Raw genomic sequence first — 21,562 nt, 5'->3', positions numbered from 1 at the left:
TCCGTTAGGTGGCCGACGGTGCGGCCGGATGAAACAGCAGCGCAAAGCCGTCCATGCAGTAACGCAATCCGGTCGGTTTCGGACCATCGTCGAAGACGTGACCGAGGTGACCGCCGCAGCGCCGGCAATGAATTTCGGTGCGGAGCATGCCGAAGGTACGGTCTTCAGTCTTGCCGACCGCGTTCTCGAGCGGCTGATAGAAGCTCGGCCAGCCGGTGCCGCTCTCATACTTGGTCTCTGACGAGAACAGCGGCAGGTCGCAGCCCGCGCAGGCGAAGACGCCCTTGCGATGTTCCTTGAGCAGCGGGCTCGATCCCGGCAGCTCGGTGCCCTCCTGGCGCAGGATCTCGTATTGCTGCGGCGTCAGTTGCGCGCGCCACTCGGCGTCGGTCTTCTCGACCTCGAATTTCTCTGCGGCCTGCGCCGGTGAGGCGCGCAGCCAGCGGAAGGCAGCCAGGCCGAACAGGCCGGCGACGGAAGCGAGCAGGATACGGCGATCGATCATCAATCTTCTCCGATGCGGACGGCCCATGGTTCGCCATCAAATACGGCCGCCGTCGGGAGAAGTTACATCGGCCCGCCGGGGAATCTCTCACTTTCTTGCGAGGCCACGGGATCAGGCTCATCCCCCTCCTGTACCACCGGAGCGGGCGGCGGCACTGGCCGCACGGCACCCGGCGGTGGTCGGCGGGGTGGCGGACCCCGGGTTCCCGCCTTGAGATTGGCCTCGGCCAGCCGCGCCTCGCGTATCCGCTCCCTGGCGCGCGCGCCCTCGCGGTAGCGGGCCAGCGCGCCTGCGGCGGACGAAGCTCCCCTCGCCCACAGGCCAATGGCATGGCCGGCGACGCGGCCGGTGGCGCCGCCCGCCCAGACCAGTTCGAACGGCGAAAACAGCCGCCAGCGGTCGTCGCCCCAGAGGATGCTGCGCGCGATCAGCTGTCCCGCCATCGCCGAGGTGTTGAGCCCCTGCCGGCCGAAACCGCTCGCCACCCACAGACCCCTGCGCAACTGCCCGATCTGGGGCATGCCATGCACCGTCACGCCGACCCCGCCACCGAACACGTCCGCGATCGGCACCTTGCCGAGTTCTGGAAACACCGTCGCGATCCGGCGCCGCACCGCCGCGCCGAAGCGCCTTGGCCGCGCCTCCCAGGTCCTCTCTGGGCTCGCCCACAGCAGGCGATCGCCGTCGACGACGCGAAAATGGTCGATACCGTCGCTGTCGGTCACCGAGCCCTGAAAGGCAATGATGTCGGCCAGCTGTTTGCCGAGCGGCTCGGTCAGTGCCGCATAGCGCCAGACCGGCAGCAACGTGTCCGACAATCGCCTCAGCGGCGCGCCGAGATGGATATTGCCGGCGAGCACGATGTGGGTGGCACGCAGCCGCGCGGACGGCGTCACGATGCGTTTGCGGATGCCCGTGAAGTCGATGCTGACGACCGGCGTGTCCTCGAATATCCGGGCGCCCATCCGCGTCGCCAGCGCCGCGAGGCCATGGACATATTTGCGACCATTGAGCTGGAACGCCTTCGGGTAGTAGATGCCGTGGAAATAACGCCCGGTCCGGAGCACGCTGCGAACCCGGTCGACCTGCCAGCCTTCGACTTCCGTCGCGAAATCCTCCGCCAGCGTCTGCAGGCGGCGGATCAGCGTCTCGCCGGCATCGACATTGGAAACTTCCAGCGCACCTTCGCTGGTGCCGATACCCGGGATCAGTTCCTCGGTCGCGGCGGCGCGGACATAGTCGGCGCCCTCCTTCGCCAGCCCCCAGAGCTCACGGGCATCGTCGAGACCGACGCGCTCGATCAGGTCCGAAACCGGGACGCCGAAGCCCGGCATCACGGTGCCGAGATTGTGGCCGGAGGCGTTCCAGCCAACATGGCGACCCTCGAGCACGGCAACGCTTGCACCGAGCCGGGCCGCCTCGCGCGCCACGGTCAGGCCGGCAACCCCCGCTCCGACCACGCAGATGTCGACGTCGAGATCGAACGCCAGACGCGCGCGGAACGGCGAGGCCGCGCCATCAGGGCTGTCCGCCGCACTTGTGGAAGTCTCGCTCATGGCGTTTCTTACGAACCGCTGCGGCGCTTGTCACCTTGTCCAGGGGATGGGCCTGTAGAATTAATTCGACCCGACCGAATCGAGATTGAAGTCCATGCGCCGTTTGCTGCTGCTGCGTCACGCCAAGACCGAACCCGACGCGCCTTCGGGACAGGACCAGGACCGTCGCCTCGACGATCGTGGCCGCAGCGATGCGGCGGAGATCGGCGGCTGGATCCGCCGCCATCCGCCGCTTCCCGACCTGGTCCTGGTGTCTCCCGCCGTCCGCGCCGCGCAAACCTGGGAGATCGCGCACGAGGCGATGAAGGACGTCGCGCCGCAGCCGAAAGTCGAATTCCTGCCGGAACTCTACGGCGCCGATCCGACGCAACTGCTGACCACGATCCGGATGGCCTCAGCCACCGATCCGAAGCGGCTGATGCTGGTCGGCCATAATCCGGGCATGCACGAACTCGCGCTGACGCTGACCGGCAGCGGCGACGAGGCCGCGAAGAAGGCGCTCAGCGACAATCTGCCGACCTCGGGGCTCGCGATCTTTGAGTTCGCGACCGACGACTGGAACGAGGTGTCGTTTCGCCGCGGCAAACTGATTCTGTTCGTCAGTCCGAAACTGTTGAAGCAATCCTCAAGCGACTGACGCAGGCGGACATCGCCGCTCCGCCGTGCTATGTTGCCTGTGCGCGACAGGGGACCCGTTCGCGTCGTCACAAGACAAAGAGGGCACACGTCCCGGTGCGATCCGGGCGGCACGGCTCCAGACCAATCGCGGACAGGAGGCGCAGATGTACAAATCCATTCTCGTGCCGATCGACCTCGCCGATACCGATCTGGCGAAGCCTGCGATCGCAACCGCTGCGACGTTGTCGCAGACCTGGAGCGGCTCGGTCCGCCTGCTCAACGTGCTGCCGATGACGCCGGTGATGCTCGCCGAATACGTGCCGGCGGATTTCGACAGCCAGCAGCGCGAAACGTCGGAAGAGGCGCTGACGATCGTGGCGCGCGAATCTGGCATCGAGGCGGCGCGCATCTCGGGGGTGGTCCGCCAGGGCGGCATCTATCACGAGATCCTCGAAGAGGCGGCCGCGATGAAGGCCGACCTCATCGTGATGACCTCGCACCGCCCGGCGATGCGCACCTACTTCCTGGGCTCGAATGCCGGCCACGTCGTGCGCTACGCCAAATGCTCGGTGCTGGTGGTGCGGCACTAGTTCAGCGCCTTCGCAGCACCGCACCCTTTGGCTCAACGAAGCCGAACCAGTTCCAGCCGATCGAAGTTGCCGGTGACGGCGGTCTCGATATGGCAGCGCGAAATCCCGATGTCGCGCAGCGCCCGGTCGTCGAGCTGCTGCAGCGTCTTGATGGCCTCGCGGCGGACCCAATAGGTGGTGAGCGCGTCGCCGCAAACTCGGATCAATCGGAGCAATCCGCCCAGCATACCTAGCCGCGCTGGCGGCATGGCGGTTGAATATACCGTCGTCATTGTCATCTCCTTCAGTGCCCGCGTGGCAAAGTTACGCCGTCGACGCAAACGCATTTTCAGCGCCTGTGCCGTCATGACCTCGGATTGCTTGCGCACTCCTCAGTACAATCGCGGGCTTGTTCGCTCTTAAATGATCCGGTACATTGCTCGGAGCAAGCAAAACATTGCTCTCGGTGCAATAATGTCGAGGTTCGAGTATCTAAAGCTGGCGGACGTGGTTGCCGCCGAAATTGCCAACGGCGCGCTCAAGGCCGGAGACCGGCTGCCGCCGCAGCGCCATTTCGCCTATGAGCGCAAAATCGCCGTCTCGACGGCGAGCCGGGTCTATACCGAGCTGTTGCGGCGCGGGCTCGTGGTCGGCGAGGTCGGCCGCGGAACCTTCGTCTCAGGCGAGGCGCGGCGTGGTGTCGCGGCCCCCACGGAGCCGCGCGGCGCCCGCATCGACCTCGAATTCAACTATCCGCTGCTGCCGCACCAAGCCACGATGATCGCCAAAAGCCTCGAGGGGCTTGAACGGCCCGAAGTGCTCGAGGTCGCGCTGCGACCGGCCACCAGCTTCGGCACGCGGGCGGCGCGGACCATTTCCGCCGAGTTTCTTTCGCGCAAGAGCTGGACGCCTAATCCCGACCAGATCGTCTTCACCGCCAACGGGCGGCAATGCATCGCAACCGCGCTCGCCGCCGTCGCTCCGCCCGGCGGACGCTGCGGTGTGGAGGCGCTGACCTATCCCTTTATCAAGGGCATCGCCGCGCGGTTGGGCGTCACGCTGGTGCCGCTCGCGATGGACGAGCACGGCGTGCGTCCGGACGCAGTGCAGAAGGCGCACCGCGAAGCGCATCTGTCCGCGCTGTACATCCAGCCCACGATCCAGAATCCGCTCGGCATCACCATGCCGGCGAAGCGCCGCGCCGAGCTGTTACGCGTGGTCGAGAAGCTCGGCCTCACCATCATCGAGGATACCGTCTACAGCTTCCTCGACGACGAGGTGCCGCTGGCGGCGCTCGCACCCGACAGCTGCATCGTGCTCGACAGCCTGTCGAAGAAGGTGGCGCCCGGGCTGGCGCTCGGCTTCATCGTGTCGCCGCCGCGGCTGCGCGAGAGCATCATGGCCTCGGTTCGGTCAGGCGGCTGGACCGCCTCGGGCTACGCCTTCGCCGCGGCGCAGCGGCTGATGGGCGACGGCACGGCTGCTGAACTATCGCGGCTGAAGCGGATCGATGCCGCGCGCCGCCAGCAGGTGGCCGCGAAATACTTTGCGAATTTCGAGGTGCAGACCAACGCCAAATCGTATCATCTGTGGCTTACCTTGCCGCATCACTGGCGCTCGCAGACCTTCGTCGCGGCCGCGGCCCGCCGCGACATTGCGCTGACGCCGTCGACGACTTTTGCCGTCACGCCCGGGCACGCGCCCAATGCCGTGCGGCTCGCACTTGCCGCGCCCCCAATGGAGCAACTCGACCTCGCCTTGCGGACGCTGGCGGGAATCCTCAGCGCGACCGAAGAGGATTTCGAACTCGACGGAATAGCGAAACGATTCTTGCCTTAAGCGACCGGCCATTAGCGACCGGCCATTGCGCAATAAAGCCTTTCGCCTTGTAGGGCTCGATCTTGTCCCATTCGATCAGCACGCGGCGGCGGAATTCCGGATCGGTGTGCCAGCGCGCGCGCGGCGTCGCAAAACTGTCGACCGTCACCAGCATCTTCTCAAGCTCAGGCCGGTGGCGCTGCAATGTCATCGGATAACGCCGCGCGGTCCACGTATTGCCAAGGCAGATCACGCTCCTGATCGTGTTGCGCCCAAGCGCCGCGTCGATCACCGGCAGCGAGAAGATCACGTTCTCGCCGGTGTTTTGCGCGCGGTGTTCCTCGAGGACGCGTTCGGCAGGAATACCACGCGCGACCATCGCAGCCTTGATGATCTCGCATTCGGAACGGTGATCGCCCGGTGTCACGCCGCCGCTCACGATCGACCAGCGCACTAACCCATCGCGCCAGAGACGAATCGCTGCGTCGACCCGCTCGGCGACGTCCTGGCGGGTCCCAAACACGAACAGCAGGTCGGCAGGCCGGAGCGGCGTCTCGATCAGGTGCTGCGCATTGATCGCGGCAATCTCGTCATCCGACGGTATCCGCAGACTTCGATCCTCCACGCCCCTGCTCCCCGGTCACGGCATCTCGATGCCGACGATGCCGCGCGCGGGCGCGCACACGAAGTCACGTTTCATTGCGCTTGATTGCGGCCACCGGCAGCAGCGTATCGGGCAAGTGATCGAAGCTGTAGCGCCGCGGCCGGTTGCGCGTGACGAAGCCGCCGACTTGCCAGGTGAACAGCAGCGCGAAGCCGACCAGAAACAGCGCGCCGATCCATTCGGATGTTAGGAGCGCGCGCAGCAACAGCCCGGTCATCGAGACGGCAAGTAGCGCCAGCAGTACCAGCGCCGCGGTATAGGTCTTCCGCCCAAGGCCCGCTGTCAGCATGGCGGTGCTGCCAGCCGCCTGCATCCGGCGATGCAGCGCGATGATGAAATTGCGATAGAGTTGGCCCTGCGGCGCCATCAGCGTCGCGGTCTGCCAGGTGATCGACAAGATCGCGATGCGGCCACCCTTGGCGTTGTCGATGTCGGCGCGAAATCGCTGCTGCTGCATCGACACCGGGCGATAGGACAGTTTCACGACGGAGATATCGGAATAGTCCCACACGCCCGACCTGCCGGCGATCCGCCACGACAGCCCGGCATCGGTGAGTTCGAACTGATGCGCCGAACCAATCAAGGAGGCCTTGTAGGCATAGCTGACCGGCGGTCCTCCGCCTGCTTCCGGCTGCTGCGGCAAATTTGTTGGCAATCTCGCCTTCCACCGATACGAACGCCCGCACGCTTGCGCGGCAGGTTATGCTTATCCTACAAGCGAGATATGCCCGAGACGATCCATTTTCCGCGTTACCTCATCCTCGGCGGCGCGATGATTTCAGGCGTGCTGCTGGCGCTTGCCGTGCACATGCTCGGCGCGCGCTACGGGCTCGATCTCGGCGGCCTGTGGCGGTCCGATACGCACGAATTCATGCCCGCAGGCGCCGCAATCGCCTGGTGGCTGATCGCGACCGTCGGATTTTCAGGCGGTTACTTCACCGCCAACCTGATGCACAGCGCGGTGTCCGGCCAAATTCCGCAGCGGATGCGGTATTTCCTGGTCGTCGTCGGCGTGTTGATGCTGGCCGGCGCCGGCCAGGCCGCGGCGGCGCCCAGTGCGATCTCGACCGTTTCCGCCGTGCTCGCCGGCCTCGCTGCGCTGTGCCTCGGCGCGGCGATGGCGTTTTGCGGCGCCTATTTCGCCCTGCGCAAAACGTAGGTATCTGCCTTTACTCAGGCCACGGACCGTTCGGGGGCCCTGCGCAGCATCTTGGCGACGTCGGCAGCCGGGCGTGGCCGGCTGAACAGATAGCCCTGCGCCTGGGTGCAGCCTTCCTGGCGCAGCAGATCGAACTGGGCATCGGTCTCGACACCCTCCGCCGTCGTCACGATTCCCAGGCTTTTGCCGAGCCCCGTCACCGCGCGCACGATCGCCATCGAGTCGTCGCGGGTCGCCAGATCGGTGACGAAGGAGCGATCGATCTTGATCTTGTCGAACGGGAAGCTGGGCAGATAGCTGAGCGAAGAATAGCCGGTACCGAAGTCGTCAAGCGAGATCCGGACACCGAAGCCGCGCAATTCGTGCAGCACGGCAAGGGTCGCCTCGCTGTTCTGCAGCAGCACCGATTCGGTGATCTCGAGTTCGAGCTGATCCGCCGACAGGCCGGATGCCTGCAGCGCCGCGTTCACCGACGTCACCAGGTTCGGATTCTTGAACTGCACCGGGGACAGATTGACGGCGACCGCGATGTCGTCCGGCCAGCCTGTTGCATCCGCACAGGCCTTGCGCAGCACGATGTCGCCGAGCGGGACGATGAGGCCGGTTTCCTCCGCAGCAGGAATGAAATTGTTCGGGGCGATCAACCCCCGCAGCGAATGATTCCAGCGCGCCAGCGCCTCGAACGCGACCACCCGGTCGCCGGCGATGTCGCGGATCGGCTGGTAGTGGACCTCAAACTCGTCGCGCTGCAGCGCGAGGCGCAGGTCGCGCTCGAGCACGCGGCGGGCCTGCGCACGCGCATCCATGCCGGACTCGAAGAACCGGTAGGTGCCACGGCCGTCGGCCTTGGCGCGGTACAGCGCAAGATCGGCCTTTTGCAGCAGTTCGTCGGGATCCGTGCCGTCCTCGGGCGCAAGCGAGATGCCGACGCTGACGCCGATCACGAGCTGATGGCCGCCGATCTCGTAGGGCGCCGCGATCTTCTCGACGACGTAGCTGGCGAGCGCGGACACCACCAAAGGCTCGCAATTGCTGCAGAACTGCACGATGGCGAATTCATCACCGCCGAGCCGCGCCACGGTGTCGTGCTCGGTCACGCATTCGCCCAGCCGGCGCGCGACTTCCCGGAGCAGCGCGTCGCCGATCGGATGTCCAAGCGTGTCATTGATTTCCTTGAAATGGTCGAGATCGAGGCAGAGCACCGCGAGCTTTCCCCGCGCGGCGTTTTGCCTCAATAGACCTAAGACTTGATATCAGCCGGCGGCCCGCAGGTTGACCTGGCCTTCCGCCAGCGAGGTCAGCTTCCGGTCGGTCTTCGTTCCTGAAACCCGTGAAATTCGGAAACCGCACCTGGAACGGCCTATTCCCGCCAAATTGGCTATTCAGGAATGCTGTCAGGGAATAGCTGGGCCGCGACTCGCACTCGCAAGCGGCCCACCATATGTAGCCCATATGACAATGAGGACTGACGGGGGTAGAAGCTTGGCTTGTCAAGGGCTGCACAAGGCATCGATTTTGCCTTATGGATCATCGCGCACGGAGCGTTTGCCCGTCGCCCGTCGCCGTCCGTGACCGGGTCCTAACTGAAATCACCGCCCCGCCGGGAGGATGAATGCATCGGCTGCTGACCGCGCTTGGGCGTGGCTTCAAGGAAAAGATCGGCTGGAAACGGCTCGGGATCGCTGCAAGCGTGCTTATCATTGCGTTCGCGATCATGACGCTGGTCCACACGCTGAAGGGCGTCAACACCGGTATCATCCTGACCGCGCTGACTGACATCGCGCCGCACCGGATCGCGCTGGCGGCGCTCTGCGTGGTCGGAGCCTTCTGCACCCTGACCTTCTACGATTTCTTCGCACTGCGAACGATCGGCAAGACCCACATCCCCTACCGCATCGCGGCACTTTCCAGCTTCACCAGCTACACGATCGGCCACAATATCGGCGCCACCGTCTTCACCGGCGGCGCGATCCGCTTCCGGATCTATTCCGATTACGGCCTGACCGCGATCGACGTCGCCAAGATCTGCTTCCTGTCGGGACTGACCTTCTGGCTCGGCAATCTGTTCGTGCTCGGCTTCGGCATGGCCTGGCATCCGGCCGCCGCGTCGGCGATGGACCTGCTGCCGCCGGCGATGAACCGGCTGATCGCGCTGGGCTGCCTTGCCGGCATCGGCGCCTATTTCGTCTGGCTCCTGAGCGGCGACAAGCGCCGCGAGCTCGGCCAGAACGGCTGGAAGGTGGTGCTGCCCTCGGCCAAGCTGACGTTGCTGCAGATCCTCATCGGCGTGGTCGATCTCGGCTTCTGCGCGCTCGCGATGTATCTGTTGATGCCGACCGATCCGCATATCGATTTCGTCTCGCTGGCGGTCGTGTTCATCCTGGCGACGCTGCTCGGCTTTGCCAGCCACGCGCCGGGCTCGATCGGCGTGTTCGATGCCGCGATGCTGGTGGCGCTGCCGGAATTCAGCAAGGAGCAGTTGCTGGCGACCCTGGTCGTGTTCCGCATCCTGTATTTCCTGATCCCGTTCGGGATTTCGGTCTCGATCATGGGCGCGCGCGAGCTGTGGCTCAATGTGGTGCAGCCATGGCAGGAACGAAAAAGACTAAGCGAGGCCTGCACGGCTTCGGCGACCGTGCGGCAGCCGATCGAAAGCCGGCAGCAGCGGATCAAGCGGCTGAAACGGTAACAGGCGCCCCGGTGTTTCGGGCCGCCGTCGCTGTTCTCTTATTTCGCCTTACCGCTAACGTCAAACGCGCCATGGTTGGTTTTTTGGCTGGATTTTCATTTCGTTTGGCGGTCTGCGGCACGCTGCTCGGCGGCGCGCTGCTCGCAGTATTCGCATCGGCCGCGCACGCCCAGGAAGCCCCGTTGCAGATCTCCTGGGAGGTCCGCAACCGCTTCCGCCTGTTCCGCGAGGAACGTGACTTCCGGCTCCATGTCGAAAGCGGCCTTGGCCGCAGCGTGCTGGCCTCGGAACAGGCGCTGGAAGTGCAGAGCGACGGCCGCGGCTGGGCGCGCAATATGGTCAACCGGCTCTGCATCGACACTCAGGGCCGTCTGAACGAGCCTTGCACCCGCGATGGCGTCAAGGAAAACTACCTGACGCCGATCGACCACGCGATCTCCGTCCGCCTCACCGGGCCGGTCCCGGTCGGCGCGACCTGCGCATGGTCGTTCGACGACGGCGACGGGCCGCAATCCTCGACCTTCGATTGCGCCGAACCGGTCAATCTGCGCGTCCGCTACGGCCGTACCACGGTCGCCACCGTCGACGTCGCGAGCGGCTCGGACGCGACCCAGCGCGTGTCGACCCAGATCGCGGTGCGCGATTTATTCATCGCCGGGATCGGCGACAGCATCGCCTCCGGCGAGGGCAATCCAGACCGTGCGATCGGACTATCCGACGAGGGCTTCTGCTTCCGCTCCTATCTCGGCGGCGCGCAATACTACCGGCCGAGCCGCGCCGGCTTCAAGGGCGGGCGGGCCTGCGAAGCGCCGGACAGCCTGTCGAACTGGCAGCGCCAGAGCGCGCTGTGGCTCAATTCGGCCTGCCACCGCTCGCTCTATAGCTACCAGACCCGCACCGCGCTGGCGCTCGCGGTGCAATATCCGCATATCGCGGTAACCTACCTGCCGCTGGCCTGCACCGGCGCCACCATCGCCGACGGACTGTTCGGCTCGCAGCGCGCGCGAGAGTGCCTGCCGACGAAGTCGGCCAATACCTGCGCGGGCACCGTCAACGGCCAGCTTGCCGAGCTGCGCGATGCGCTTGCCGCCGCGAAGCGGCGCCAGCCAGACCGCACCCTCGACCTCTTGCTGCTGTCGGTCGGCGCCAACGACATCTACTTCTCGGGCCTCGTCGCCGACGTCATCGTCGACACGCCGACCGAGCGCACGCTGTTCAAGCGCGGCGGCTCGATGGCCAGCGTCGACGATGCCCGCTCGGCCCTGGCGCACGATCTGCCGTCCGGCTTTGCCCGATTGCGCGATGCGCTGAAGCCGCTGGTCGGCGGTGACCTCTCGCATGTCATCTACACGACCTACGCCAATCCGACATTGACCAATGGCGGCGCGGCCTGCCCCGGCGGCCGCGCCGGTTTTGAGATCCACCCCTCCTTCAATGCCGATCCGCAGCGCCTCGCCAACGTCTCAGGCTTCGTGCAGAACGAGTTCCTGCCGCAGCTCAAGGCGCTGGCGCTGTGCGAATCCGGTGCCATCTGCCGCAACCCGCAGACCGACCGCATGACCTTCGTCGATGCGCACCAGGACGCGTTCGCAAGCCACGGCTTCTGCGCGCGCGCCTCGACCGATCCGGAGTTCGACCGCGACTGCTTCGCCGCCAATGGCGACAGCTTCGATCCCAATATCGTCTCCGCCGCCAGTCAGCCGCTCAAATGCGGCCGCAGTGCCGGTGAATATCGCGCCTACCTGCCGCGCGCGCGCTGGATCCGCGATGCCAATGACAGCTATTTCGCGGCGATGACCTACCCGCAGGGGCTGCCGTCCTCGATGCAGCCGACCGACATCCACGACGCCACCTGGGGCATCCTCTCGGCGGTCTATGGCGGTGCGGTGCATCCGAGCGCAGAGGGACACGCGGCGATGGCCGATGCCGCCCTGCCCGCGGCCGCCAGCGTGCTGCAACTCGATACGGTCGTGCCGGAGGTCATTTCCCAGCCGGTCGAACCGCTGCCAGCCGCGCCTGAGCAGCGCTAGCGCGAAGAGATTATTCAACAGATCTTAGTGCCGCTTCGTCGCGGGCAACGGTGCCGGCGGCGGCTTCATCGCAGCGGCCTGCAACGGCAGGTATTTGGCGATGATCGCCGGATCAAGCTGCGCGATCATGCTGTCCGGCAGCCGGGTCCAGACTTCGTCCTTGCCAAACAGCGAGATGCCGAGATAGCCGCGCATGGTCAGCGTCTGACCGTCATCGCTCAGCGTCATTTTCGCTCGGTAGATCTTGCCGTCGCGCGGATCGAGCACGTTTCCGTTCTCGTATTTCAGACCATCGCGCTTCATGTCACGGATGAAGGAGATGCCGAGCCACGGCGCGTTCTTGCGATCATCGGTGCATTTCGCGCAGACCGGATTGGGCGGATCGCCGGGACTGGAGAATATCTTGGCGATCACGCCTTCGAAAATGCCGCTGTGATCGACCACCAGGAACCAGCCGTCCGGTTTGCCGTCGACGGTCTTCTGCCAGAGGCCGGCCGCGCTGGGCTCAGCGGCCCTGGTTGCAAGTGGGACCGCAGCAACAAGGGTCGCCGCGATCGCAAGGATCAGCCGAAATTGGGATAGCGTGTTCCGCATCGTCATCACCTGATCAATCAACAAACCGAAGGCTGGAGTCTACGGCCATTTGGCGGAGTGTTCCAGTACCCGTCTGGCACCTGGAGCGGCCTGTACCGCGGCCCTCGGTCATAATTTGGTTGGAATCAGTTGACTCCAAGTTTCTTCTGCAGACTCGACGACGAGGTCGTGTACTGGAACACCAGCCGCTTGTCCGGGTAGACGTAGCGGTGCGCCTTTTGCGCCATCAGCGCGCCCTCGTGGAAGCCGGAAAGAATCAGCTTGAGCTTGCCCGGATAGGTGTTGATGTCGCCGATCGCGAAGATGCCTGAAACATTGGTCTCGAATGAGGCGGTCTCGACCGGAACCAGATTGTTTTCCAGCGCCACACCCCAATTGGCGACCGGACCCAACTTCATTGTCAGCCCGAAGAACGGCAAGATCGTATCGCAATCGACCTTCGACATCGCATTGTCGTTGCCCTTGACGTGAGCACCGGAGACTTGGCCGCCCTCGCCCTCGAGGCCGGTGACCTGGCCGATCGTCAGATCCATTTTGCCGGAAGCGACCAGCGCGCGCATCTGCTCGACGCTGTGCGGCGCTGCGCGGAAATCGTCGCGCCGGTGCAGCAGTATGATGCGTTTCGCGATCGGGTGAAGATTGAGCGTCCAGTCGAGCGCGGAATCGCCGCCGCCAACGATCAGAATGCTTTTGTCGCGGAACTGCTCCATCTTGCGCACGGCGTAGAACACCGATTTGCCCTCATAGGCCTCGATGCCGGGCACCGGAGGGCGCTTCGGCTGGAACGAGCCGCCACCGGCGGAAATCACCACCACCTTGCACTCGAATATTTGGCCGGCGTCGGTCGTGACGCGAAACAGCGGATCGCCGATCTTCTCGATCGTCTCCACCATCTCGTTGAGATGGAAGGTCGGGTTGAACGGCTTGATCTGCTCCAACAGCTGCTCGGTGAGGCCCTGGCCGGTGACGAAGGGGATGCCGGGAATATCGTAGATCGGCTTCTCCGGATAGAGCTCGGCGCATTGGCCACCGATCTTGTCGAGGATGTCGACCAGATGCGTCTTCATATCCAGCAGGCCCAGTTCGAACACGGCGAACAGTCCGCACGGACCCGCGCCAATAATCAGCACATCGGTTTTGATCGCTTCGCTCATATCCGTTTCTTTTCAGTTGAATGCGGCTGGACGGCTTTCGCCTGTCCAGCCGGAGGGGCCGGATCGGGACATGCATAATAGGGGCAGAGGCTGGCGCGGCAACCCCTTGCCGAGATCAGACAAGTCGGCTGTATGGGCGGGAAACCGACGGAGATCCCCCTCGTGAACGCCCCTGTTAGCGCCGACGATACGCCGCGCCTGGAAGACTTCCCCTATCGCCTCTCGGACAATGTGCGCTTCGCCGATCTCGACCCGAACGGGCACGTCAACAACGCGGTCTATGCGAGCTACTTCGAAACCGGCCGCGTGACGCTGGTCAAGGACGCCAGCATGGGACTGATGCCGACAGGGCTCAGCTGGATCATGGTGCGGCTCGACATCCATTTCCGCGCCGAGCTGCACTGGCCGGGCACGATCGAGCTGGGGCTTGGTCTCGTCAAATTCGGGCGGACGTCGACCACCTTCGATCAGGTGGTGTTTTCCGAGGGACGGTGCGTGGCGTCGGCCAAGGCGATCACCGTCATGATCGACGAGGCCACGCGCAGGCCGACACCGCTGCCGGTCGAGGTCAAAGAGAATTTCCGGCACTGGATCCGTCGCGGCGTCAATCCGGACGTCGCGTAAGGGCACTTTGGCGTGTTCGAGCAGGCGTTAGGCCTGCCGCTCCGGCGTCGACACGGTGAGACCGTCGAGCTCGTCGGTCACCTTGATCTGGCAGGACAGCCTCGAATTCGGCCGCACATCGAAGCCGAAATCCAGCATGTCTTCCTCCATCGGCGAGGGTGCGCCGACCTTCTCGCGCCAGGCTTCATCGACATAGACATGGCAAGTTGCGCAGGCACAGGCTCCGCCGCATTCGGCTTCAATGCCGGGAATGGCGTTGCGGATCGCCCCTTCCATCACGGTCGCGCCGTTCTCGATCTCAACGGTGCGTTTCTCGCCGGAATGGTCGATAAAGTGAATTTTGGCCATGATCGCTCGTGCTGCCGGAATACGCCGGATCTCGGATGGAAAGGTCCCCGGCAGTCCTATAACGAGTCGATCCGCGCTGCGCTAGCGCCCGGGGGCTGAAAACGGGCCGGCCGGTTCCGATGAGGCGCGAAGGCCCCGGGCGGGTCGCTGAAAGCGCTGAATTCTAGGACCTACGCAGGATCAGGTCGATCGCCGCCCGGGCCTCGGCAATCGCGGACCCGAGCTCGGCGAGCGGTTGGGACGGATCGGAACCGGTGGAGAACGCCGTTTCCAGCCGCGCGGCGGCGTCAGCCACGGAAAATGCACCGATCGCGCGCGCCGAACCCTTCAAGGTGTGGGCATGGGCACCCCGGCCCGCCGGCATGGCAGCGAGTTCGCCGAAGATCCTGGCCGATTGGGCCGAGAACATCGCCAGCACCTCCTGCTTGAGCCCGACATCGCCAAGCGTCATGCGCTGGAGGTGTCCAAGATCGATCGGACCGTCATCGGGGGCGAGCGGCGGCGATGGCATCCATTCAATCCGTTCGAAATGAAGTGACATTGACGGCCCCGGTCATATCCACCGGCGCTTCCGGCGGGCGGTTTGGACCCAGCCAATCACGAAACTGGTTAACGAATTCTTGTCAGGATTAACGGCAAAACCGCCTGATTTCAGACAAGATCCCGACACAATCGAGGGAGTCCGGACGGAATTTCGAGTACCCAGAAGGCCTTATGGCGCAAAGCTGTTAACGATGATTAAGAAAGTCTTAATCCGAACCATTTCATTCGCATCGCTCAGCCAATAGGATGTTTGCGGATGTAGCGGACAAGCCGCCCACGGGCACGCTTGCACTCCGCTGTGGGCACCGGCTTCGAGCTTGCGGGGGGACATTCGCAAGGTCGCCGACGCGTAAAATAGTAAGAGGGCTCAGACTCAACATGGCGAACACTCCCAAGAAGGTCAAAGATCCCACCGAAGTCGCGCTTTCTGCCATTCAGGAAGCCCTCAACATCAGCGAACATGGCGCGGAGAACCGCTCCGCCATCAACGACGAGGTGGCGCCGCCGAGCCTTCCGCCGGCCGCCCCCGATTTCTCGGCCAGCGCATTCGAGCCCCGCGCGAACACCGACCGTCCGATGTTCGAACCGATCGAAGAACCGCGCAGCCCGCGCCGTGCAGCCAACGATGATCGCGAAACCATCGGTCAGTTGCTTCAGTCGCTGCAAAAGGGCCGCCCTGCCCGCAACGTCTATACGCTCTTTGCGCTGTGCGCCGGTGCCTGGCTGATCGGCTGCGGCATCCTTACCATCGCCTTCCTGTCGTCATTGCAGGCGGCGATGGCCCAGGGCAGCGGCGTGCTGGTGTTCGCCGGTCTCGCGGCGCTGTTCCTCGCGCCGATCATGTTGTTCTACTTCCTCTCCAGCCTCGCCTGGCGCGGCCAGGAAATGCAGATCATCGCGCAATCGATGGCGCAGGTCGCGATGCGCTTCTCCGAGCCTGAAAACGCCGCCGCCGATTCCATGGTCACGGTCGGCCAGGCGATCCGCCGCGAGGTCGCGGCGATGGGCGACGGCGTCGAGCGCGCGATCGCGCGCGCCGGCGAACTCGAAACCCTGGTTGCCAACGAGGTCGCGGCGCTGGAACGCGCTTATTCCGACAACGAAGTGCGCATTCGCGCGCTGCTGCAGGACATCGCCCATCAGCGCGACAATCTGGTCGGCCAGGCCGAGCAGGTGCGCAGCGCAATCTCCGGCGTGCAGATCGACCTGCGCCACGACATCGCGCTGATCTCGGACGCGATCGCCTCGCGCGTCGACGAGGTTGCCAAGAGCATCACCGGCGCGCTGGAAGAGCGCGGCCAGCACATCACGACTGCGCTGAGCCATGCTGGCGACAACATGATCCTCGCGCTCGGCGAGCGCGGCGGCGACCTGCTCGACCGCCTCGAGGAAGCCAGCGCCGAGACCACGCGCGCCGTGCTCGACGCCTCCGAGCGGCTGACCACGAGCCTCAACTTCAAGACCGGCCACGTCCATGACGAGTTTGCGGATCTGGCCGATCGCGTCCACGAGATGCTGAACGAGCGCGTCGACCGCATCACCAACGAGTTCGAGCAGCGTTCGTCGACCATCGTCGATGGCATCTCCGACCGCACCGAGCAGGTCCACGACTCGCTCAAGAACTCCTCGGACTCGCTGCTGCTGGAGCTCGAGCTGCGCAGCAACGACCTCGTCGGCAAAATCGACGACGCCGGCAACCGCCTCGCCGGACAGATCATGACCTCCGGCGACAAGGCGAGCGAGGCGCTCGACGTCACCGTCAATTCGCTGGTCGCCAAGGTGCTGAACCAGACCGAGACCGCGCACGACTCGCTGTCGCTGCAGATGAGCGCGTTCGACGAGCTGGTGAAGAACCACGGCAGCGAGCTCGCCGAGAAATTCGCCCGCGACTCCGGCACGCTCGGCGCGCTGATCACCCGCCACATCTCGGAGTTCGACCGTACCGTCAAGACCTTCGGCGGCGACATCGTCGAGCGCATGGGCCAGCGCACCCAGGACATCGCCGACAGCCTGAAGACCTACGTCGACACCTTCGATCACCGCGTCAACTCGAGCGGCGGCGAGATCACCGCGACGCTCGACCAGCGTCTGCTGCAGTTCGAAACCACGCTGGGCAGCCGCGTCACCAATCTCGACAGCTCGCTGGACAACAAGCTGTCGACCTTCGACGGCTCGCTCGCCGGCAAGATCGGCGCGCTCGACTCTTCGCTCAACGGCCACCTCTCCTTCCTCAACACCTCGCTTGACGGTCGCCTCTCCTTCCTCGACACGTCGCTCGACAGCCGCCTCAAGTCGCTCGACGAAACCATCGACGGCCGCCTGAAGAACCTCGACGTCACGTTCGACAACCGCGCGAAGTCGGTGACCGACACCATCGAGGGCCGCCTCGGCACGCTCGCGACCGAGCTGACCGAAGGCGCCGCCCAGGCGATCCAGTCGATCAACTCGCGGCTCGGCCTCCTCACCACGACCCTGACCGAGGGCACCGTGCAGGCGATCGCTGCGGTCGACCACCGCATCAACAGCGTCAGCGAGACCATCGACGGCCACAGCGTCCGCCTCGCCGAGACCATCAACGGCCGCAGCGCGCACCTGACCGACACCATCTCGGCGCGCTTCGTGGACATCCAGCACGGCATCGAGAGCCGCGTCGGCGCCATTGCCACCGACATCGACACCCGCGTCGCGCAGTTCGAGGACCTCCTGGGTTCGCGCGTCGAGGCCGTCGCCGGCCGCATCGAGAGCAGCGGCCGCCAGGCGAGCGAGGACCTGATGTCCCGCGCGGAATTGCTGTCGTCCGGCATCAAGTCCCATGTCGAGGACGCCGAGCGCTCGCTGACCAACCTCGTGGTCAACACCAGCGAAACCATCCAGACCGGTGCACGCACCGCGCAGCAGGCGCTGCTTGCCGTGTCGTCGGACGTCGGCGCCCAGCTGAAATTCACTTCGGCCGAGGTCGAAAGCGTGCTGACGGCCGTCGGCACCAGCGCCGCCAATTCGATCCTGAGCAGCGCCCGCGATGCGCAGGCCTCGCTGGTGTCCGCCTCCGGTGACGTCGCTACCCAGATCAAGGCCCTGTCGGCCGACGTCGAGCGCACGTTGCAGGCGGCCGGCAGCGCCACTGCAGCCTCGGTGCTCTCGGGGGCCCGCGAAGCGCAGACCACGCTGGTCTCAGCCTCCGCAGAGGCCGCAAGCCAGGTCAAGTCGCTCGCTGCCGACGTCGAGCGTTCGCTCTCGATGGCTGGCTCGGCCACCGCCGAGGCCATCACGTCAGGCGCCCGCGAAGCCCAGACCATGCTGATCTCGTCGTCGACCGAGGTCACGAGCCAGGTCAAGTCACTGGCGAGCGACGTCGAGCGCTCGCTCTCGATGGCCGGCACCGCCACCGCGGAAGCCGTCGTCGCCGGCGCCCGCGAGGCGCAGAGCACCTTGACCGGTGCGTCCACGGAGACTGCAAATCTGATCCGTACGCTCGCCGCCGACGTGCAACATTCGCTCTCGACTGCCGGCACGGCCACCGCCGAAGCTATCGTCGCAAGCGCCCGCGAGGCTCAGAGCACGCTGGCCGGTGCGTCCACGGAGAGTGCAAACTTGGTACGTGCGCTCGCCACTGACATGCAACACTCGCTTTCGACTGCCGGAACGGCCACGGCTGAATCTGTCGTCGCAAGTGCACGTGAGGCTCAGAGTACGCTGGCCGGTGCGTCGACCGAAGCCGCCAATCTGGTCCGCACACTGACCGCCGACGTGCAGCGCTCGCTGTCGATGGCCGGCTCCGCAACCGCGGAATCGATCACCGCCGGTGCCCGCGACGCCCAGAACACCCTCGTCAACGCGTCCGCCGACGCTGCAAGCAAGGTCACGGCGCTTGCCGCTGACGTCCAGCGCTTGCTGTCGATGGCCGGTACCGGCACCGCAGAGACGATCACCGCCGGAGCCCGCGAGGCGCAGAACACCCTCGTCACGGCGTCGTCGGAGGCTGCCAACCACGTCAAGTCGCTGGCGATCGATGTCGAGCGCACCCTGACTGCGGTCGGCACCAGCACGGCGCAGTCCATCCTCGGCAGCGCCCGCGAGGCCCAGAGCTCGTTCGTGGCGACCTCCAGTGAGGCCGCCAACCAGATCCGCGCGATCTCGGCCGAGATCGAGCGTTCGCTGACCACGGCCGGTGCGGAGACCGCACAGACCATCGTCGGCAGCGCCCGCGACGCCCAGAGCTCGTTCGCGGCAACCTCCACCGAAGCGGCAAGCCAGATCCGCGCGATCTCGGCCGAGATCGAGCACACGCTGACCGCGGCGAGTGCGGAGACCGCGCAGACCATCCTCGGCAGCGCCCGCGAGGCCCAGAGCTCGTTCGTGGCGACCTCCGGTGATGCCGCCAACCAGATCCGCGCGATCTCCACCGACATTGAGCGTACGCTCGGCGCGGTCACGGCCAAGACCACCGACAACATCCAGACCTCGGCGCAGAACGCGCAGGCGGCACTGGTCAACATGTCCAACGAGGTCTCGACCAAGGTCAAGACGACCTCGGCGGACATCGAACGTTCGGTGCTGTCTGCTTCCAGTTCGTTCGGCTCGACGATGACCGGCAAGACCGACGAGATCGTCACCTATGTGCAGCAGCAGACCGACCGCCTGTCGCAGATGGTCGACAGCCGACGCGGCTCGCTGGTCGAGGCGCTGACTGCCAAGACCACCCAGCTTGCAACCGATATCGATCGCGCCACCGCGGATGCGCTGAAGTCGATCGAAACCCGCGGCCAGGCGTTCTCGCAGTCGATGGCGGCGCATGGCGGCGATGTTGCGCGCAACATCACCTCGGCCGGCGATCAGGCGACCGGCGCGGTGGCGAAATCGCTCAAGGATCTCGAGCAGGCCTCCCGCGCCGCGATCGACCAGTCCCGCCAGGTCTCGATCTCGGCCGTCACCGAAATGCAGGAGACCAGCAAGATCCTGCGCACCGATACGGTGGCGCTGTTCGAGCGGCTGCGTGAGGGCAACATCCTGCTGCAGGAGGTGCTGACCGGCGCCCACGACAACCTCAACTCGCTGGAGCGCGCGCTGGTGACTCGCGTGGCCGACTTCGTGTCCGCCATGAACGACGTCACCTCGCGCAACGGCGTGGCAACCCAAACGCTGGAGGACCAGCTGACGGTGTTCAACAGCAAGACCGGCAAGGCGCTGGAGGATCTCGGTTCGCTCTCGAGCCAGTTCGAGACCCATGGCAAGGCGCTGATCGAGGCGGCTGCCGTGGTCGAACAAGCCAATCGCAGCACGACGGCTTCGGTCGCCGACCGCAAGACGGCGCTGGAATCGCTGGTCACCACCATCGACCTGCGCACCACCGATCTCGACCAGCGGCTGTCGCGCTTCACCAACCTGCTTGATGAATCGCTGGCCGCGGCCGAAGAACGTGCCCGCGATATCGCGCGCGTGGTGGCGGAGACTGCGGGCGCCGGTTCGGCAACGATCAGCCGGCAGTTCGAGGCGGTGCGCATGGCCGCCGAAAACGAGCGTCAGCAGACGATCGACGCCATGAACGACCTCTACCAGCAGAGCAACGCCGAGACCGACTCGATGTTCAAGGAATCGACGGAGAAGTTCTCCGCGATGGTCATGGCGATGAAGCAGATGGCGTCCGAGATGCACAATGAGCTCGAGGCCACGCGCAACGAGCTGCGCCGCGGCGTGCTCGAAATGCCGCAGGAGGCCGCCGAGAACACCGCACAGATGCGCAAGGTGATCGTCGACCAGATCGAGGCGCTGGCCGAACTCAACCGCATCGTCGCGCATCATGGCCGTGGTCTCGACGTCGTCAGCGCCAATCGCGCCAGCGTCCGCCAGGAGGAGCCATTGATGGCGGCCGCGGGCGGAGGCCGTGCCGAGACGCGGATGCGCGACACCGGCATGCGTGACAACGGCATACGTGACAACGGCAACAGCGCCTCGACGCTGCCGCCGCCCGATCTGGGCATGCAGAGTTCGCGCCGCACCGAAGCGCCGCCGGTCAGCCCGGCGAGCTCCGACAACGGCCGCGACGGCTGGCTGTCCGACCTGCTCAATCGCAGCGATGCACCGCCGCCGCCGCCCGCGCCGAGCCGCGAGGCCCCGCGTCCGCGCCCGGCGCCGCAGGCTGCCGCCAATCCGCTGGACGCGCTGTCGCTCGACATCGGCCGGCTGATGGACCGCAACCTCGCCGCCGAGATGTGGGACCGCTACCAGCGTGGCGAGAACAAGGCGTTCTCCAAGCGCCTCTATACGCCGGCCGGCCAGAAGGCGTTCGATGAAGTAGCCCGCAAGTATCGCTCCGACCGCGGCTTCAAGCAGACGGTCGACCGCTACATCGGCGAGTTCGAACGCCTGCTCGACGAAGTCGCCCGCGACGGCCGCGGCCCGCAGGAGCTGCGCAACCACCTGACCTCGGAAACGGGCCTGGTGTACACGCTGCTCGCGCATGCGGCGGGTCGGCTGGGGTAACGGCGAGGTCAATCGCAGACGAGAAACGGAGGCCGCGATGCCTCCGTTTTGCTTTTGACCGATGCGTGGATGCGCCGCCTGAGACCATTGAAATTGGGTCGGATCGGTCTGGCCGCAACCTCGGTGCACCTCCCCCGCAAGGGCCGTCGCAAGGGCGCGTTCACAAAATATCGAAAACAACCCCATGCAAAGTAGCCGCCGGCGGACGGCG

General features: G+C 65.4%; 17 protein-coding genes and 1 pseudogene. 8 read left to right on the top strand and 10 right to left on the bottom strand.

The window, feature by feature from the left end; translation table 11 throughout:
- Window positions 1-4: 4 nt before the first annotated feature.
- On the bottom strand, window positions 5-505 hold the full coding sequence (msrB, locus tag ACP2YO_RS16665) for a peptide-methionine (R)-S-oxide reductase MsrB (protein ID WP_426441791.1): 501 nt from the start codon (window positions 503-505) through the stop codon (window positions 5-7).
- 62 nt (window positions 506-567) lie between these two features.
- Window positions 568-2,061 carry an NAD(P)/FAD-dependent oxidoreductase gene (locus tag ACP2YO_RS16660; protein ID WP_426441790.1) on the bottom strand — a complete coding sequence of 498 codons (1,494 nt, stop codon included), beginning with the start codon at window positions 2,059-2,061 and terminating at the stop codon, window positions 568-570.
- Between the two features lie 94 nt (window positions 2,062-2,155).
- Between ACP2YO_RS16660 and ACP2YO_RS16655 the strand changes: the two genes are divergently transcribed.
- Together ACP2YO_RS16655 and ACP2YO_RS16650 are read left to right on the top strand one after the other, a co-directional pair.
- Window positions 2,156-2,698, top strand: a complete 543-nt coding sequence (locus tag ACP2YO_RS16655) for a SixA phosphatase family protein (RefSeq protein WP_426441789.1) — start codon at window positions 2,156-2,158, stop codon at window positions 2,696-2,698.
- A gap of 145 nt (window positions 2,699-2,843) precedes the next feature.
- Window positions 2,844-3,269, top strand: a complete 426-nt coding sequence (locus ACP2YO_RS16650; RefSeq protein WP_426441788.1) for a universal stress protein — start codon at window positions 2,844-2,846, stop codon at window positions 3,267-3,269.
- Between the two features lie 32 nt (window positions 3,270-3,301).
- On the opposite strand, the gene ACP2YO_RS16645 is transcribed toward ACP2YO_RS16650, so the two are convergent.
- The gene (locus tag ACP2YO_RS16645) at window positions 3,302-3,637 is read right to left on the bottom strand and encodes a DUF1127 domain-containing protein (protein WP_426441787.1); all 336 of its coding nucleotides are present in this window, start codon (window positions 3,635-3,637) and stop codon (window positions 3,302-3,304) included.
- A gap of 85 nt (window positions 3,638-3,722) precedes the next feature.
- On the opposite strand from ACP2YO_RS16645, the gene ACP2YO_RS16640 reads away from it, so the two are divergent.
- Complete coding sequence (locus tag ACP2YO_RS16640; RefSeq protein WP_426441786.1) at window positions 3,723-5,087, top strand: PLP-dependent aminotransferase family protein; 1,365 nt, start codon at window positions 3,723-3,725, stop codon at window positions 5,085-5,087.
- On the opposite strand, the gene ACP2YO_RS16635 is transcribed toward ACP2YO_RS16640, so the two are convergent.
- Window positions 5,029-5,691 (bottom strand): YdcF family protein, encoded by a 663-nt coding sequence (locus ACP2YO_RS16635; RefSeq protein WP_426441785.1) that lies wholly within the window; start codon window positions 5,689-5,691, stop codon window positions 5,029-5,031. The two genes, ACP2YO_RS16640 and ACP2YO_RS16635, sit on opposite strands and share 59 nt — an antisense overlap.
- A gap of 64 nt (window positions 5,692-5,755) precedes the next feature.
- The gene (locus tag ACP2YO_RS16630; RefSeq protein WP_426441784.1) at window positions 5,756-6,385 is read right to left on the bottom strand and encodes a hypothetical protein; all 630 of its coding nucleotides are present in this window, start codon (window positions 6,383-6,385) and stop codon (window positions 5,756-5,758) included.
- A 69-nt stretch (window positions 6,386-6,454) separates the two neighbouring features.
- Between ACP2YO_RS16630 and ACP2YO_RS16625 the strand changes: the two genes are divergently transcribed.
- Window positions 6,455-6,889: a hypothetical protein gene (locus tag ACP2YO_RS16625; protein WP_426441783.1), complete on the top strand. Its 435-nt coding sequence runs from the start codon at window positions 6,455-6,457 to the stop codon at window positions 6,887-6,889.
- Window positions 6,890-6,903: 14 nt separating this feature from the next.
- Here the strand turns inward: ACP2YO_RS16625 and ACP2YO_RS16620 are convergent.
- Window positions 6,904-8,100, bottom strand: a pseudogene (locus tag ACP2YO_RS16620) (putative bifunctional diguanylate cyclase/phosphodiesterase); the annotation flags it as partial.
- Window positions 8,101-8,501: 401 nt separating this feature from the next.
- Between ACP2YO_RS16620 and ACP2YO_RS16615 the strand changes: the two are divergent.
- Window positions 8,502-9,578, top strand: coding sequence for a lysylphosphatidylglycerol synthase transmembrane domain-containing protein (locus tag ACP2YO_RS16615; protein WP_426441782.1), 1,077 nt, complete (start codon window positions 8,502-8,504; stop codon window positions 9,576-9,578).
- 71 nt (window positions 9,579-9,649) lie between these two features.
- Window positions 9,650-11,608 (top strand): hypothetical protein, encoded by a 1,959-nt coding sequence (locus ACP2YO_RS16610; protein WP_426441781.1) that lies wholly within the window; start codon window positions 9,650-9,652, stop codon window positions 11,606-11,608.
- A gap of 24 nt (window positions 11,609-11,632) precedes the next feature.
- On the opposite strand, the gene ACP2YO_RS16605 is transcribed toward ACP2YO_RS16610, so the two are convergent.
- Together ACP2YO_RS16605 and ACP2YO_RS16600 are read right to left on the bottom strand one after the other, a co-directional pair.
- On the bottom strand, window positions 11,633-12,202 hold the full coding sequence (locus ACP2YO_RS16605; protein ID WP_426441780.1) for a DUF2147 domain-containing protein: 570 nt from the start codon (window positions 12,200-12,202) through the stop codon (window positions 11,633-11,635).
- A 125-nt stretch (window positions 12,203-12,327) separates the two neighbouring features.
- Window positions 12,328-13,356, bottom strand: a complete 1,029-nt coding sequence (locus tag ACP2YO_RS16600; protein WP_426441779.1) for an NAD(P)/FAD-dependent oxidoreductase — start codon at window positions 13,354-13,356, stop codon at window positions 12,328-12,330.
- A 162-nt stretch (window positions 13,357-13,518) separates the two neighbouring features.
- On the opposite strand from ACP2YO_RS16600, the gene ACP2YO_RS16595 reads away from it, so the two are divergent.
- A complete protein-coding gene (locus ACP2YO_RS16595) occupies window positions 13,519-13,980 on the top strand; it encodes an acyl-CoA thioesterase (RefSeq protein ID WP_426441778.1) in 462 nt (153 codons plus the stop codon).
- 27 nt (window positions 13,981-14,007) lie between these two features.
- On the opposite strand, the gene ACP2YO_RS16590 is transcribed toward ACP2YO_RS16595, so the two are convergent.
- Entirely contained in the window at window positions 14,008-14,328 is a 321-nt protein-coding gene (locus ACP2YO_RS16590; RefSeq protein WP_139485185.1) for a 2Fe-2S iron-sulfur cluster-binding protein, read from the bottom strand.
- A gap of 163 nt (window positions 14,329-14,491) precedes the next feature.
- Window positions 14,492-14,869: an Hpt domain-containing protein gene (locus ACP2YO_RS16585; protein ID WP_426441777.1), complete on the bottom strand. Its 378-nt coding sequence runs from the start codon at window positions 14,867-14,869 to the stop codon at window positions 14,492-14,494.
- A 380-nt stretch (window positions 14,870-15,249) separates the two neighbouring features.
- Here ACP2YO_RS16585 and ACP2YO_RS16580 point away from each other — a divergent pair, with 380 nt between their 5' ends.
- The gene (locus tag ACP2YO_RS16580; protein ID WP_426441776.1) at window positions 15,250-21,351 is read left to right on the top strand and encodes a negative regulator of septation ring formation; all 6,102 of its coding nucleotides are present in this window, start codon (window positions 15,250-15,252) and stop codon (window positions 21,349-21,351) included.
- The last annotated feature ends 211 nt before the right edge of the window (window positions 21,352-21,562 follow it).

The organism is Bradyrhizobium genosp. P (assembly GCF_049949265.1).
In the GTDB taxonomy this organism is placed as follows: Bacteria; Pseudomonadota; Alphaproteobacteria; order Rhizobiales; family Xanthobacteraceae; genus Bradyrhizobium.
This window is presented reverse-complemented; position numbering and strand designations above follow the sequence as displayed.

Coding starts and splice junctions, on each gene's coding strand:
- ACP2YO_RS16605 (WP_426441780.1), bottom strand. CDS start 12,202: ATGCGGAACACGCTATCCCAATTTCGGCTGATCCTTGCGATCGCGGCG.
- ACP2YO_RS16615 (WP_426441782.1), top strand. CDS start 8,502: ATGCATCGGCTGCTGACCGCGCTTGGGCGTGGCTTCAAGGAAAAGATC.
- ACP2YO_RS16660 (WP_426441790.1), bottom strand. CDS start 2,061: ATGAGCGAGACTTCCACAAGTGCGGCGGACAGCCCTGATGGCGCGGCC.
- ACP2YO_RS16655 (WP_426441789.1), top strand. CDS start 2,156: ATGCGCCGTTTGCTGCTGCTGCGTCACGCCAAGACCGAACCCGACGCG.
- msrB (WP_426441791.1), bottom strand. CDS start 505: ATGATCGATCGCCGTATCCTGCTCGCTTCCGTCGCCGGCCTGTTCGGC.
- ACP2YO_RS16640 (WP_426441786.1), top strand. CDS start 3,723: ATGTCGAGGTTCGAGTATCTAAAGCTGGCGGACGTGGTTGCCGCCGAA.
- ACP2YO_RS16625 (WP_426441783.1), top strand. CDS start 6,455: ATGCCCGAGACGATCCATTTTCCGCGTTACCTCATCCTCGGCGGCGCG.
- ACP2YO_RS16650 (WP_426441788.1), top strand. CDS start 2,844: ATGTACAAATCCATTCTCGTGCCGATCGACCTCGCCGATACCGATCTG.
- ACP2YO_RS16590 (WP_139485185.1), bottom strand. CDS start 14,328: ATGGCCAAAATTCACTTTATCGACCATTCCGGCGAGAAACGCACCGTT.
- ACP2YO_RS16610 (WP_426441781.1), top strand. CDS start 9,650: ATGGTTGGTTTTTTGGCTGGATTTTCATTTCGTTTGGCGGTCTGCGGC.
- ACP2YO_RS16600 (WP_426441779.1), bottom strand. CDS start 13,356: ATGAGCGAAGCGATCAAAACCGATGTGCTGATTATTGGCGCGGGTCCG.
- ACP2YO_RS16580 (WP_426441776.1), top strand. CDS start 15,250: ATGGCGAACACTCCCAAGAAGGTCAAAGATCCCACCGAAGTCGCGCTT.
- ACP2YO_RS16585 (WP_426441777.1), bottom strand. CDS start 14,869: ATGTCACTTCATTTCGAACGGATTGAATGGATGCCATCGCCGCCGCTC.